Source organism: Nocardia sp. NPDC049526 (assembly GCF_044465765.1).
Classification (GTDB): Bacteria; Actinomycetota; Actinomycetes; order Mycobacteriales; family Mycobacteriaceae; genus Nocardia.
Genome location: NZ_JBITMA010000008.1, coordinates 117586 through 130466, shown reverse-complemented (window position 1 = coordinate 130466; position 12881 = coordinate 117586). Strand labels below are relative to the sequence as shown.

The 12881-nt window shown below is 64.5% G+C and carries 14 protein-coding genes; 7 read left to right on the top strand and 7 right to left on the bottom strand.

Annotated elements, in window-relative coordinates:
• Window positions 1-9: 9 nt before the first annotated feature.
• Window positions 10-1290, bottom strand: a complete 1281-nt coding sequence (gene urtA, locus ACIBW7_RS25110) for an urea ABC transporter substrate-binding protein (RefSeq protein ID WP_397050252.1) — start codon at window positions 1288-1290, stop codon at window positions 10-12.
• A gap of 354 nt (window positions 1291-1644) precedes the next feature.
• On the opposite strand from urtA, the gene ACIBW7_RS25105 reads away from it, so the two are divergent.
• Entirely contained in the window at window positions 1645-3474 is a 1830-nt protein-coding gene (locus ACIBW7_RS25105; RefSeq protein ID WP_397050250.1) for an acyl-CoA dehydrogenase, read from the top strand.
• 1 nt (window position 3475) lies between these two features.
• Here the strand turns inward: ACIBW7_RS25105 and ACIBW7_RS25100 are convergent, their stop codons facing one another.
• Window positions 3476-4360 (bottom strand): nuclease-related domain-containing protein, encoded by an 885-nt coding sequence (locus tag ACIBW7_RS25100; protein ID WP_397050248.1) that lies wholly within the window; start codon window positions 4358-4360, stop codon window positions 3476-3478.
• 343 nt (window positions 4361-4703) lie between these two features.
• Here ACIBW7_RS25100 and ACIBW7_RS25095 point away from each other — a divergent pair, with 343 nt between their 5' ends.
• Together ACIBW7_RS25095 and ACIBW7_RS25090 are read left to right on the top strand one after the other, a co-directional pair.
• Window positions 4704-5237: a carboxymuconolactone decarboxylase family protein gene (locus ACIBW7_RS25095; RefSeq protein ID WP_397050783.1), complete on the top strand. Its 534-nt coding sequence runs from the start codon at window positions 4704-4706 to the stop codon at window positions 5235-5237.
• A gap of 274 nt (window positions 5238-5511) precedes the next feature.
• A complete protein-coding gene (locus tag ACIBW7_RS25090) occupies window positions 5512-5643 on the top strand; it encodes a hypothetical protein (RefSeq protein ID WP_397050246.1) in 132 nt (43 codons plus the stop codon).
• A 10-nt stretch (window positions 5644-5653) separates the two neighbouring features.
• On the opposite strand, the gene ACIBW7_RS25085 is transcribed toward ACIBW7_RS25090, so the two are convergent.
• Window positions 5654-6421 carry a TetR/AcrR family transcriptional regulator C-terminal domain-containing protein gene (locus tag ACIBW7_RS25085; RefSeq protein WP_397050244.1) on the bottom strand — a complete coding sequence of 256 codons (768 nt, stop codon included), beginning with the start codon at window positions 6419-6421 and terminating at the stop codon, window positions 5654-5656.
• Window positions 6422-6554: 133 nt separating this feature from the next.
• Between ACIBW7_RS25085 and ACIBW7_RS25080 the strand changes: the two genes are divergently transcribed.
• Window positions 6555-6932: a VOC family protein gene (locus ACIBW7_RS25080; RefSeq protein WP_397050242.1), complete on the top strand. Its 378-nt coding sequence runs from the start codon at window positions 6555-6557 to the stop codon at window positions 6930-6932.
• 151 nt (window positions 6933-7083) lie between these two features.
• Here the strand turns inward: ACIBW7_RS25080 and ACIBW7_RS25075 are convergent, their stop codons facing one another.
• Window positions 7084-7935 (bottom strand): SDR family oxidoreductase, encoded by an 852-nt coding sequence (locus ACIBW7_RS25075; protein ID WP_397050240.1) that lies wholly within the window; start codon window positions 7933-7935, stop codon window positions 7084-7086.
• Window positions 7936-8034: 99 nt separating this feature from the next.
• Between ACIBW7_RS25075 and ACIBW7_RS25070 the strand changes: the two genes are divergently transcribed.
• Window positions 8035-8433: a winged helix-turn-helix transcriptional regulator gene (locus ACIBW7_RS25070; RefSeq protein ID WP_397050238.1), complete on the top strand. Its 399-nt coding sequence runs from the start codon at window positions 8035-8037 to the stop codon at window positions 8431-8433.
• A gap of 159 nt (window positions 8434-8592) precedes the next feature.
• Window positions 8593-9009, top strand: coding sequence for a PPOX class F420-dependent oxidoreductase (locus ACIBW7_RS25065; RefSeq protein WP_397050236.1), 417 nt, complete (start codon window positions 8593-8595; stop codon window positions 9007-9009).
• A gap of 6 nt (window positions 9010-9015) precedes the next feature.
• Here the strand turns inward: ACIBW7_RS25065 and ACIBW7_RS25060 are convergent, their stop codons facing one another.
• Window positions 9016-9717: a polysaccharide deacetylase family protein gene (locus ACIBW7_RS25060; RefSeq protein WP_397050234.1), complete on the bottom strand. Its 702-nt coding sequence runs from the start codon at window positions 9715-9717 to the stop codon at window positions 9016-9018.
• 69 nt (window positions 9718-9786) lie between these two features.
• On the bottom strand, window positions 9787-11187 hold the full coding sequence (gene lpdA, locus ACIBW7_RS25055; RefSeq protein ID WP_397050232.1) for a dihydrolipoyl dehydrogenase: 1401 nt from the start codon (window positions 11185-11187) through the stop codon (window positions 9787-9789).
• A gap of 325 nt (window positions 11188-11512) precedes the next feature.
• On the opposite strand from lpdA, the gene ACIBW7_RS25050 reads away from it, so the two are divergent.
• On the top strand, window positions 11513-11854 hold the full coding sequence (locus tag ACIBW7_RS25050; protein ID WP_397050230.1) for an MmcQ/YjbR family DNA-binding protein: 342 nt from the start codon (window positions 11513-11515) through the stop codon (window positions 11852-11854).
• Window positions 11855-11863: 9 nt separating this feature from the next.
• Here ACIBW7_RS25050 and ACIBW7_RS25045 read toward each other — a convergent pair whose 3' ends face one another.
• Window positions 11864-12838 (bottom strand): dipeptidase, encoded by a 975-nt coding sequence (locus tag ACIBW7_RS25045; RefSeq protein WP_397050228.1) that lies wholly within the window; start codon window positions 12836-12838, stop codon window positions 11864-11866.
• Window positions 12839-12881: the final 43 nt, after the last annotated feature.

Here is a 12881-nt window from a genome sequence, read left to right as displayed (position 1 = left end):
GTCAGTCGACTACTTGAGGCCCTTGGCCCACTCGTAGGACGTCAGGTACGGGTCCGGCGTCACGGGCTTGCCCGAGTCCCACACCGTGTAGATCAGGCCGTCCGGACGGATTTCGCCGATCCGGGCGGTCTTGGTTATGTGGTGGTTGGAACCGTTGATGGTGACCAGTCCCTCCGGCGCCTCGAAGGTCACACCGTCGGCCGCGGCCTGAATATCGGCCACCTTGAACGACTTCGCCTTTTCCACGGTGTTCTTCCAGAGGAAGACCGAGGCGTAGGCGGCTTCCATCGGGTCCGAGGTCGGCTTGTCGGCACCGAATGCGGCCTTGTAGTCCGCGACGAACTTCTTGTTGACGGGGGTGTCGACCGTCTGGTAGTAATTCCAGGCGGTCAGCTGTCCGGCGATATTCTGCGCGCCGATACCGGCGACCTCTTCCTCGGCGATGGATACCGAAACCACCGGCATATCAGCGGCTTTCAGGCCCGCATTGGTGTACTCGCGGAAGAAGGCCACATTCGAGTCGCCGTTGAGGGTGTTGAATACCGCGCCCGCCTTGGCATTACGAACCTTGTTCACAATGGTGGAGAAGTCGGTGGAGCCGAGCGGGGTGTAGTCCTCACCCTTGATCTCGATGCCATTCGCCGCCGCGTAGGCCTTGATCTCCCGGTTGGCGGTCTGCGGGAAGACGTAGTCCGAGCCGACCAGGTACAGGGACTTGATGCCCTTCTGCTTCAGATAATCCAGCGCGGGCAGGATCTGCTGATTGGTGGTCGCACCGGTGTAGAAGATGTTCTTGCTGTCCTCCAGACCCTCGTACTGGACCGGGTAGTAGAGCAGCGAATTCAGGCTCTCGAACTTCGGCTTCATGGCCTTGCGGCTCGACGAGGTCCAGCCGCCGAATACCGCGGCGACGCAGTCGGAACTGATCAGCTTCTCGGCCTTCTCCGCGAAGGTCTTCGGATCCGATGCGCCGTCCTCCAGCACCAGGTCGAGCTTCTTGCCGAGTACACCGCCTGCGGCATTGATCTGGTCGACCGCCAGCTTGGTCGAGTTGGCGACGGTCACCTCGGAGATCGCCATCGTGCCCGACAGCGAGTGCAGTGAGCCGATCTTGATCGAGTCCTTCGAGGTATCGACGCAGGACGAGGCGTTCGAGCCGCTGCTGGAGGCGTCATCCTTGGCGCCACAGCCGGTCAGCAACAGACCGGCGAGTGCGACGGCCGTCGGCGCGACCAGCGCCTTGCTGACGCGGCGCGAGCGCGATCGACGGATATCACGGGATTCTGGCATGGAGCGCCACCCTTCTCACTTCATCAGGTCTTCGGCGGCGCTGCGTGCGCCGCGCCGAATACGCCCGCCTCTGCCCCGGTCACGGCTGTAGACCGGGTTGTATACAGAGGCTGTATTCGTGGTGCGAACGTTAGACAGAAGTTGTTGCGCCGGAATATCTCTCGGTGACGAGTCCGTTTCGCACATTTCCACCGTGTGAACGTTTGCAGAAATCGGTCGGCAAACCGCTGTGAGGGCCCCGCGCTGCCTACGGTTGCGTAGCAAGACAGCGGTACGGCAGGCTCTTTTTGTACAACGTCAAAACGCCGATTCCGCGGCTGCCCGGTCGTGGAGGCGTGAGTCCGAGGAGGACCGGTGGGTCACTACAAGGCGAACGTTCGGGATATCGAGTTCAACCTGTTCGAGGTGCTGGAACTGGACAAACTCCTTGATACGGGTGCCTACGGCGATCTTGATTCGGAAACCGTGCGGGAGATCCTGGCCGAGGCGAAGCGGCTGGCCGAGGGGCCGGTAGCCGAATCCTTCGTCGCGGCCGACCGCGATCCGGTGGTCTACGATCCGGCCACCTTCTCGATTTCGGTGCCCGAACCGCTACGCAAGACCGTCCAGGCCGTGCACGAGGCCGACTGGAGTCGGCTCGGCATGCCGGAGGGCATGGGCGGCACGCCCGCGCCCGCCGCGGTCATCTGGTCGATCAACGAGATGCTCACCTGCGCCAACCCGGCCGCGAGCTTCTTCAATATGGGCCCGGTGATGTCCTCGGTGCTGTTCAACGTCGGCACCGAACAGCAGAAGCAGTGGGCCACAAAGGGTTACGACCGCGGCTGGGCGGGCACCATGGTGCTGACCGAGCCCGATGCCGGTTCCGATGTCGGCGCGGGACGCACCAAGGCGGTCGAGCAGGAGGACGGCTCCTGGCATATCGAGGGCGTCAAGCGCTTCATCTCCGGCGGTGATGTCGGTGAGACCGCCGAGAACGTCTTCCACCTGGTGCTGGCTCGTCCGGAGGGTGCCGGTCCCGGCACCAAGGGCCTCTCGCTGTTCTACGTGCCGAAATTCCTGTTCGATCACGAGACGCTCGAGCTGGGCGACCGCAATGGCGTCTACGTGACCGGTGTCGAGCACAAGATGGGCCTGAAGTCCTCGCCCACTTGCGAGTTGACCTTCGGCGCGACCGATGTGCCCGCCAAGGGCTGGCTGGTCGGCGAGGTGCACAACGGCATCGCGCAGATGTTCCAGGTGATCGAGAACGCCCGCATGGTGGTCGGCATCAAGTCCGCCGGCACGCTGTCGACCGGTTACCTCAATGCGCTCGACTACGCCAAACAACGTGTGCAGGGTGCGGACCTGACGCAGATGGCCGATAAGGCCGCTCCGCGCGTCACCACTACCCACCATCCGGATGTGCGGCGTTCGCTGGCGATGCAGAAGGCCTACGCCGAAGGTCTGCGCGCGGTATACCTTTACACCGCCGCCCATCAGAATGCCGATGTGGCGCAACTGGTTTCGGGCGCGGATGCCGAATTGGCGCACCGGGTCGACGATCTGCTGCTGCCGATCGTCAAGGGTGTCGGTTCCGAACGGGCCTACCAGTACCTGACCGAATCGCTGCAGACACTGGGCGGTTCGGGTTATCTGCAGGATTACCCGATCGAGCAGTACATCCGCGACGCGAAGATCGACTCGCTCTACGAGGGCACCACCGCGATCCAGGCGCAGGACTTCTTCTTCCGCAAGATCATTCGAGACAAGGGTGTGGCGCTCGCGCACGTCAACGGGCAGATCGCCGCCTTCCTGGAGGCGAAGACCAATCGCTTCGAAACCGAGCGGGCGCTGCTGGCCACCGCGGCCGCCGATGTACAGGCGATGACGGCCACGCTGACCGGCTATCTGATGGCGTCCCAACAGGATCCGAAGGAGCTGTACAAGGTCGGGCTCGGCTCGGTGCGCTTCCTGCTCGCGGTCGGCGATCTGCTCATCGCCTGGCGACTGCTTGTGCAGGCCGAGATCGCGGCCGCCGCGCTGGCCGCCGAAGCACCGGCGAAGGATCGGGCGTTCTATTCCGGAAAGGTCGCTGTCGCAAGCTTCTTCGCGAAGAACGCACTGCCCGAGTTGACCGCGGTGAAGAACATTATCGCCGCGATCGATAACGACATCATGGAGCTGGACGAAGCCGCGTTCTGAATCAGCAGTTGGTCTGCATTGGCCAGCACTCGGTCGGCCGGTACGGCGGCGGCGAGGGCGTCACGCTCGTCGTCGAGGTCTCCGGGTCGCGGGCCGGATCGGCCGAATCGTGCGCGAGCGAGCTCGCGATCACGATGAGGACCACCACCATTCCGACGAGGGCAACCGCGAAGACCACCCACCCCGCCGCCGTCTGCCGCCTGCTCGGCGGCAGCGGCGCGGGGATGACGTGCCGGCGCAGCTCCCGCGCCGACGGCGACGGCGCTTTGGGCTGTACCTCGTCGAAGCCGTCGGCGAGCAGTTCGGCGCGGGAAGGCTTTTCGGTGGCGCCGAGCGCATCGCAGGCGGCGAAGACCCGATCAGCGGTCCAGCTGCGCGGTCCGGCGGAGAAACCCTCGAGGTAGATACGGAGTTCGGTCGCGTCACGGGCATTCGAGACCACGACATCCATGCCGGGGCGCAGGCTGGTTCGAGCAGGCCGCACCGCGACCCCACGGAACGGCACCAGCACGACGGCGCCGCAGATGTGGCCGGGATCGATCAGCGCCCGCTCGAGCCGGGTCTTCACCGCATGCATACTGTGCTCCAGCTGATCGACGGGATTGCCGGAGATCTCCTCGTCCAGATCGGCAGGCTCTGCGCTGATCTTCCACGGACCGTCGCCCGGAATGCTCAGGATCCCACTCTGGCGGCGTCGGAAGCCCTTGATATCGGCCACGGTAATGCCACGCGGGGTCAGAATGATCGCATCGACCCGACGAGATCCGTGATCGCCGACCTCTAAGCCGACCAACGCGACACCGGTCGTCGGATACGACCGCAGGCATTCCACGAACTCCTGTTCGGCCCCGGAGAGATCCGCTCCGGTCTTGATCTTCACAAGCATCGCGCATTCCCTACCCTCATCCGGTTCGACCCGGCGTCCCACCATCCACCGCGCCGGTACTGATGATGACCCGCCGTCGCCGCGAAGACCACCGGAAAGCCAAGAAGACCAGCACAATTCAGCTATAGAAAACCGGTCAGTCGGATCTACCCCTACCGGCCGATCCCCTAGCGTTACCCCTAGAACTCCGCCGATAAGCCGAGGTCCCGCAACCGCACACCGCACAATTCGGTGCCGCCGACCCGACGATCACGGACCTACCCGCTAGTACGCTCGGATTCGGTCCGGCAGTACGGACCCCGCCATCGGCGGCGGACAAGGAGGCATGAGCATGGTTTCGGCGTTGCAACCACGCATTTCACCCGGTCGGCTCCGCGAGCTGGGCCCGATCAATTGGGTTGTCTGGCAGATACTTTCGCGCGCGGCAGGGACGGACGACGCACATCTGTTCAGCACACTCGGCCGCACCAGGGGCTTGTTCCGCGGCTGGCTGCACTTCTCCGGGCGGCTGATGCCGGGCGGTCGACTGCCCCGGCACGAATCCGAGCTGGTCATCCTGCGCGTCGCACAACTGCGCGACTGCGCCTACGAAATGGACCATCACATTCGCCTCGGCAGGCGGGCGGGCGTCACGCCGGAGATCCTGGACCGGGTTCGCACCGGACCCGCTGCCGACGGGTGGTCGGATAAGCATCGTGCGCTGCTCGCCGCCGTCGACAAGTTGGTCGAAGCCCGCGATATCGACGACACCACTTGGTCCGCGCTTGCCGAGCACTACGACGAGCGCAGCCTGATCGAAATCGTGCTGCTCATCAATCAGTACGAGGGGCTGGCCGCGACCATCACCGCGCTACGGATCCAGCGCGACGGCGTCTGACCGACCGCGGCGTTGGCACACGGTTCACCCCCACGCCAACGCCGCCCATTCTCGATTTAGCAATTTCAGAGCGATCGCCCTCAGTAGCCTCTAAACTGAAACACGACACGCACAGAATGACGACTTTCATCCCAGTCGTCAGGCAGCACCATAGCTTTCGAGATATATAACCGACGTGTGTCGCACACCATAGTGTGACAGCACCCGGATCGGAAACCCCTCCATCAAGCTAGCTGGCAATTAACTGTCGGCTCTAGAGGAGAAAGGGGCCGTCATGACTGTCAGCCTCGTGTTGATCGTGGCGGGATTCATTCTTCTGTCCATCGTGATCACCAGCTTCCTGCTTCCCAGCGGTGCGGACACCGCGCGGCACCCTAAACCGCACAACGAGTCCGGCGATCAGTAGCCCCTGTGGCTCAGCGGTTTTCGATGAGCTGGGCCAGGCCGTCCAGGACTCGCACCAAACCGAATTCGTAGGCGTGGTCGGCGCTGTAGGCGGAGTCGTGCGCCTGCCCCGCGACCGCGCCGACACGGGCGGCCAGCGGGTAGCGCTCGGCATCGAAGAATTGAGCCAGCAGCGGGGCGGCGCGTTCCCACCATTGCCGGTCGGACATGGCGCTCTCCTCGGCGGCGCGTTCGGTGTCGATGGCGATGCGCGCCACCGAGGTGACGAAGCCGAGGATATAGGTGACGGCGGCGTCCATCTCGAGGTCGTCGAGACCGAGGCCGTCGAAGGCTCGTAGTTCGTGTTCATATTTGGCGGCGACGCCCGGGCCGAGTGGTGGCCGCGTGGTCGGCAGATAGGCGACCCACGGGTGGCGGACCAGCATGGCGCGATTCTCGGCGGCGATCGTCGTGACGCGATCGCGCCAGGGCAGATCAGTCAGGTCGGCACGCGACATCTCCCGATAGACCGCGTCGATCATGAGGTCGACGAGTTCCGCCTTGCCCGGCACGTAGGTGTACGTGGCCATCGGAGTCAAGCCCAGCTTGGTAGCGACGGCTCGCATGGTGAGCGCGCCGATCCCATCCGCATCCGCGATTTCGATGGCCGCCGCGACCACGGCATCCACACTGCTGCGCTGCTTCGGTCCGCGCACCGATGCGGCGGGCACGCGCCACAGCAGTTCCAAGGTGCGCAGCGGATCGCCCGCGCTGCTGCGGTCCCGTGACTGCTCGGTCATGCCGCCTCCTCGTGTTCGCGAGATCCCGATCGTATCGGCGTGATCCACGTCGCGGTGCGGCCACTCGGGAATTTCTCTACAACGTACAGAGTACTTAGTATAGTATTCGAGTCCAGCTCTCGAGGAGGACCTTGTGAAAATCACCGCTTCCGCCATCTCGCTCAATGTCGCCGACCCGCAGGCCTCGGCAAAGTTCGCCATCGACCACCTCGGCTTCACCGAGCAGATGTCGGCCGACGGTTTCGTCTCGGTCACCCAGCCCGATGCCGGTTTCACCCTGTGCTACCTGCGCACCGGCCTCGACAGCTTCGAGCCGAAAGACAAAGCAGGGAGTGCGGGCGAGGGGCTACTGGTCGCGTTCGTCGTGGACGATATCGATGCCGAGTACGAACGACTCCAGGGCGAGGGCGTGCCGATCGTCACGCCGATCGAAACCGAGCCCTGGGGTGAGCGCTACTTCCAGACGGCCGATCCGAACGGCATCATCCTGCAATTGGTGCAGTGGGTCTGATGGGGGTCGAGGTCGCATGCCGTGCCGTGAGCAGGGCATGCGACCCCGGCGTCTTCGCCAACCAATTCCTGTGACGCACACCGGGTTCGCACGCCGCTATCGCCAGGGTGCGACGGCGGCGCGCGACCCGGTGAACTCACCCTCGGCTGCCTCAGGCGAGGGCGGCGCGGAAGACCTCGACGGCGGGGGTGGAGGGGCGGCCGAGCAGTTTCTGGAGGTCGCCGGAGTCCACATCGAGGATGCCGTCGCCGACTCCGGCGTCCGCATCCGCGAGCACCGCGGCGTAGTTGCCGGGCAGACCGGCCTGCTCGAGCGCCGCGCTGTAGGCCTGCTCGGATAGGTTTTCATAGCGCACCGGCTTGCCGGAGGCCTGCGAAATCACCTGGGCGAGTTCGGCATAGGTGAGGCGCTCATCGCCGCCGAGTTCGTAGATCCGGCCGGCGTGCCCGTCGGTAATCAGCACCTTCGCGGCCGCCTCGGCGTAGTCGGCACGCGCGGCACCGGCGACGCGACCCGAGCCCGCGGCACCGTGCAGAACGCCGGACTCGACCGTGTGCCCGAGTGCGCCGAAGTAGTTCTCCCAGTACCAGCCGTTGCGCAGGAGTGTGTGCGGAACAGTCGATTCCGCGAGCACCTCCTCGGTGCCGCGGTGCTCCTGGGCCAGAATGAGCGGGTTCTCGGTGGCGCGCGGAATGCTGGTGTAGGCGAGCAGTTTCACCCCCGCCCGCTCGGCGGCCCGAATTACGTTGGTGTGCTGCGTCACTCGCGCACCGAACTCGTTGCCGGACACCAACAGCACCCGATCGACTCCGGCCAACGCGCGGTCGAGCGCTTCGGCGTCGTCGTAGGAGGCCTGCCGGACCTCGACGCCCCGCTCGGCCAGATCGGCGACCTTCTGCGGATCACGCACGATGGCGACCACCGGCGTGGTCCCCTCGCGCAACAACGCCTCGACGACGAGACGGCCCAGCTGCCCACCGGCTCCGGTTACGGCGACGGTCATGACTACCTCCAAGGATATGTACGCTTCGTCAAGTACTAACTAATAGTAAGCACTATGCATTCCGCAGACACTTTGGTCAAGTTGGGTACTATCGATTCCATGACCACTCAGCGCACGCCGTTGGTGGATACCGACGATCCGACGCTGGAAGCCGACGTATTCGCCCGGAACTGCACGTCAAGACCGGTGCTCCAGAATGTCGCCAGCCGCTGGGGCACCCTCGCCCTGGTCGCGCTGCGCGAGGGGCCGTACCGGTTCAGCGCCCTGCGCCGCCGCGTCGACGGCGTCAGCGAGCGCATGCTGTCGCAGACCCTGCAGGCCCTGGAGCGCGACGGCATGGTCCATCGCGAGGTACAGGAAACCATCCCCCCGCGAGTCGAATACACCCTCACCGAGCTCGGAGCCCTGATCGCCGAACGCCTCGAAGACCTCATCCAGATCGTCGAAACCAACATGCCCCGAGTCCTCGAAGCCCAAGCCGCCTACCACCGCGACTGACCCCGACCTGGTCGGCGGATGCGCGCCCAGCACCCACTCCAGGGACGACATGATCACCATGTACCGGTGGCGACGGTCTCTCGACCGATACCGCGACCATTACATGGTGATCAACTGACCAGCGGGAAGGTCGGGGGCTTGCGGTCGGTTGGTGTGGGTATGGAAATTTCCTCGGCTGTTGATTTCGCGCGGACCACCAAGCGGTCCGTGCTCACCACGATCCGGCGCAATGGTCGCCCACAGCTGTCCAATGTGCTGCATGTGGTTGGTGACGACGGGATCATCCGCATCTCCATCACCGCCGACCGGGCCAAGTACCACAATCTGGTGCGCGATCCGTGGGCCGCCATCCACGTCACCCGCGACGACTTCTTCGCCTACGCAGTCATCGAGGGCGACGTCGATCTCACGCCCGTCGCCGCCGACCCCAACGACTCCACTGTCGACGAACTGGTCGCCTACTACCGGGCGGGCTCGGGCGAGCACCCCGACTGGGACGAATACCGCAAGGCCATGGTCACCGACCGCCGCGCCCTCGTTCGCCTGACACCCACCCACGCCTACGGCATGCTCTGACGATTCTCAGTGCTTCAGAAGCTCCGAGACCGTGACGAATTGGTAACCGGCGGAACGGAGTTCGCCGACAATACGCGGGATGGCGGCGAGGGATTCGTGCCACTGGCCCATGACATGCAGTAGGACGATGGAGCCGGGCCGCACCTTGGAAACGGTTTCGGCGACGATGGCGTCGGTACTGGCCTGCTTGCCCGAGTCGGGTTCCACATCCCAGGTGATCGTCGTGCGGTCGTGGTCGGAGAGATACTTCGGGAGCGCCCAGAGCTTCTTGCCATAGGGCGGGCGGAAGGTGACCGGGCCCTGGTAACCGGTTTTCGCGATTTCCGCGTCGGTTCGCTCGATCTCGTCGCGGACGGTATCGCCGGAGACGAGCACCATCCGACGATGACTGTAGGTGTGATTGCCGATTTCGTGACCGGCCTGCGCAATGGCCCTTCCGTATTCGGGATGCGCGGCCAGATCCCGGCCCATGAGATAGAAAGTGGCCGGAATCCCGGCTTCGGCAAGGACTTTCAGCACCTCGGGCGCTTTGTCCGTCGGCCCGTCGTCCAGTGTCAATGCGACCACCTTGTCGGTGGTGTCGACTCGGTTCACGAGCCGCCCCGCCAGTTGGAAGGTGCGCGAGTTCATCAGGTAGTAGCCACCGACCGCCAGCGCCAGCACCACTACGAGCACCAGCGCACTACCGATCAACCATTTGCGTCGCATTGTTCAGCTCCAATGAAAAACGGTGGCGCCCGGTCCTTTCGGCCCGGACACCACCGTCTTCGATACGAATCAGAAGTTGATCATGTGGCCCGCGAGGCCGTGGAACGCTTCCTGCAGGGCTTCACTCAACGTCGGGTGGGTGTGCACGTTGCGGGTCAGCTCGTTGACAGTCAGGTCCCACTTCTGCGCCAGGGTCAGCTCCGGCAGCAGTTCGGAGACATCCGGACCGATGAGGTGGCCGCCGAGCAGTTCACCGTACTTGGCGTCGGCGACCAGCTTGACGAAACCGGTCGGATCGCCGAGGCCGTGCGCCTTGCCGTTGGCGGTGAACGGGAAGGTGGCGACCTTCACGTCGTAGCCCTCGTCGCGGGCCTGCTGTTCGGTGAGGCCGAAGCTGGCGACCTGCGGCTGGCAGAAGGTGGCGCGCGGCATCATCCGGTAATCACCGAGGGTCACCGTCGGCGCGCCGGCGATGGTCTCCGAGGCGACGACGCCCTGGGCCTCCGCGACGTGGGCGAGCTGCAGCTTCCCGGTCACGTCACCGATGGCGTAGATGTGCGGCACGTTGGTGCGCATGTTGTCGTCGATGGCGATGGCGCCGCGCTCGAGCGCGACACCGGTGCTCTCCAGGCCGTAGCCCTCGACCCGGGGCGCGAAGCCGACGGCCTGCAGCACCTTGTCGACGGTGACCGTCTCCAGGTTGCCGGTCTTGTTGTCCTTGATCGACACGGTGACCTTGGAACCGTCGTCGTCGATGGACTGCACGGCCGCACCGGTGGTGATGGTGATGCCGAGCTTCTTGTATTGCTTGGTGATCTCCTTGGAGACGTCGGCGTCCTCGTTGGGCAGCGCGCGGTCCAGGAACTCCACGATGCGCACGTCGACGCCGTAGTTCTTCAGGACGTAGCCGAACTCCATGCCGATCGCGCCTGCGCCGACGATGAGGATCGAGCCGGGCAGGTCGCGGGTGAGGATCTGCTCCTCGTAGGTCACCACATTCGCGCTGAGCGAGGTGCCCGGCAGCAGCTTGGTGACGGTGCCCGCGGCGATGATGACATTGCTGAAGGTGATGGTCTCGGTGCCGCCGCTGGACAGGGCGACCGAGAGGGTGTTCGCGTCGGTGAAGGTGCCCTTACCGTCGAACTCGTCGATCTTGTTCTTCTTCATCAGGAAGTGGACGCCCTTGACCCGGCCGTCGGCGACCTTGCGGCTGCGGTCGAACGCGACGCCGAAGTCGAAGCTCACGTCGCCGGAGATGCCGAAGGTTTTGGCTTCCTTGGTGAAGATATGCGCGAGTTCCGCGTTGCGCAGCAGCGCCTTGGAAGGGATGCAGCCCACGTTGAGGCAGACACCACCCCAATACTTCTGCTCGACGATCGCGGTACGGAGGCCAAGTTGTGCCGCACGGATGGCGGCGACATAACCGCCAGGACCGGCACCGAGAACGACAACGTCGTAATGGGAAGTCACGCCGTCGAGCCTAACTCTGTCGGGGTAACTTCACCCACCGTCCCCCTGCAACTATGAGACGCGCGCCACATGGCACCGCAACTTTTCTGCGTCCAGGCAGCTGTACAGGGTTGCGATACCTCGGCTGTCGACTGTGACACACGGCGGCGGTGAACTAAACCACTCAGGCCTCCAACAGCACTGATAGCCATCGGCTGTTGATCAGGATGACGCCCATCGACGTACGCACCAGGCCGAATCGTCGGTCCGGTGAACATTATTTACACGACCGCGATCCAGCACCGACGCCGCTGGCCGGTGCTGCTCGGCTGACGATAATGGGCCGGTGGTGACCTCCGATGACGTGCGCCGGATCGCACTGAGCCTGCCGCGAACGACCGAGGCGCTGGTGCGGGATCGGGTCAAGTTCCGGGTGGGCCGAATCGTGTACCTGGCGCTGTCCACGGACGAGACCCGCATGGGTTTCGCCTTTCCCAAGCAGGAACGGGCGGCGCTGGTGGCGGGTGAGCCGGACAAGTTCCTGATGCCACTGCCGCGGGACGAGCGGTACAACTGGGTCCGGGTGCGGCTCGATGCCATCGACGAGACGGAGTTGACGGAACTGATCATCGAGGCGTGGCGCATGGTCGTCCCCAAGCGCGTCGCCGCTGAGCACCTCGGTGACTGAGGCACCGCGCTAGTCGCGCCAGACCTGCCGTGCGACCCGGGCGAAGTTGCCGCCGAATACCGCCGCTCGATCGGCCGCACTGAATCCGCGCTCGGCGAGTACCGCATCCACGCCGGGTAACTCGCTCAGCCCCAGTAGGTCCTCCGGCGGCACCCACTGCAGCGGCCCCCACTTGGAATACGCGTCGGAAAACGCCCCCGGATCCTGCGTGAGCATGTCATTGAAATCCGCGGCATCGAAGGAGTAGTCGGATCCGATGCCGATATGGTCGATCCCGACGAGCTCCGCACCATATTCGATATGCGCGGCCATTGCCGCGACCCGCTCGGCCCGGCCATCGATCGCATTCTGGCCGAGGAAGATTCCCACTCCATTGATACCGATAACCCCGCCGGTCCGGGCACAGGCCAGTGCCTGTTCATCGGTGATATTGCGCGGATGCGCCCACAGTGCGGCGAAATTGGAATGGCTGTAGATCATCGGAGCCTCGGTGCATTCGGCGAGGTCCAGTCCGGTGCGCCTGGAGCAGTGCGAACCGTCGACGAATATGCCGACCTCGTTCTGTTTGCGCACCAGATCTCGGCCATAAGCGGTGAGTCCGGTGTCATCGGCATCCAGACAGCCGCAACCGGCCGCGTTGGCGTGGTTGTACGTCGGCAGCATTGAGCGAACGCCCAGTTCGTAGAACATCTCGAGGTTGTCCGGATCACCGCCCAACGGCCCTGAATCCTCCAGGTCGAAGGCCAGCGAAATGGTATCGGCGGCACCGATATCGGCGAACCGCTCGACCAGCCGGAACCGACCGTCACCCAGCGCATCCCGGCGGAACTTGTGCAGCAGCGCGAGCGAATCCTCGGTCGACTGGCGTGAATACCCGACGTTCACCGATAAATACGACCCGAGCGGATAGCGCGCCAGGTCGGCGATCCGAGCGGAATGCAGTAATGGCAGGCAGCAGTGCTGCTCCCAGAGAAACTGTGGCAAACCGGCCACCTTCCGCCTCGGTTCGGTATCGGAGCAGCGATCC

Coding starts and splice junctions, on each gene's coding strand:
- urtA (WP_397050252.1), bottom strand. CDS start 1,290: ATGCCAGAATCCCGTGATATCCGTCGATCGCGCTCGCGCCGCGTCAGC.
- ACIBW7_RS25100 (WP_397050248.1), bottom strand. CDS start 4,360: ATGCTTGTGAAGATCAAGACCGGAGCGGATCTCTCCGGGGCCGAACAG.
- ACIBW7_RS25090 (WP_397050246.1), top strand. CDS start 5,512: ATGACTGTCAGCCTCGTGTTGATCGTGGCGGGATTCATTCTTCTGTCC.
- ACIBW7_RS25085 (WP_397050244.1), bottom strand. CDS start 6,421: ATGACCGAGCAGTCACGGGACCGCAGCAGCGCGGGCGATCCGCTGCGC.
- ACIBW7_RS25075 (WP_397050240.1), bottom strand. CDS start 7,935: ATGACCGTCGCCGTAACCGGAGCCGGTGGGCAGCTGGGCCGTCTCGTC.
- ACIBW7_RS25070 (WP_397050238.1), top strand. CDS start 8,035: ATGACCACTCAGCGCACGCCGTTGGTGGATACCGACGATCCGACGCTG.
- ACIBW7_RS25065 (WP_397050236.1), top strand. CDS start 8,593: ATGGAAATTTCCTCGGCTGTTGATTTCGCGCGGACCACCAAGCGGTCC.
- ACIBW7_RS25060 (WP_397050234.1), bottom strand. CDS start 9,717: ATGCGACGCAAATGGTTGATCGGTAGTGCGCTGGTGCTCGTAGTGGTG.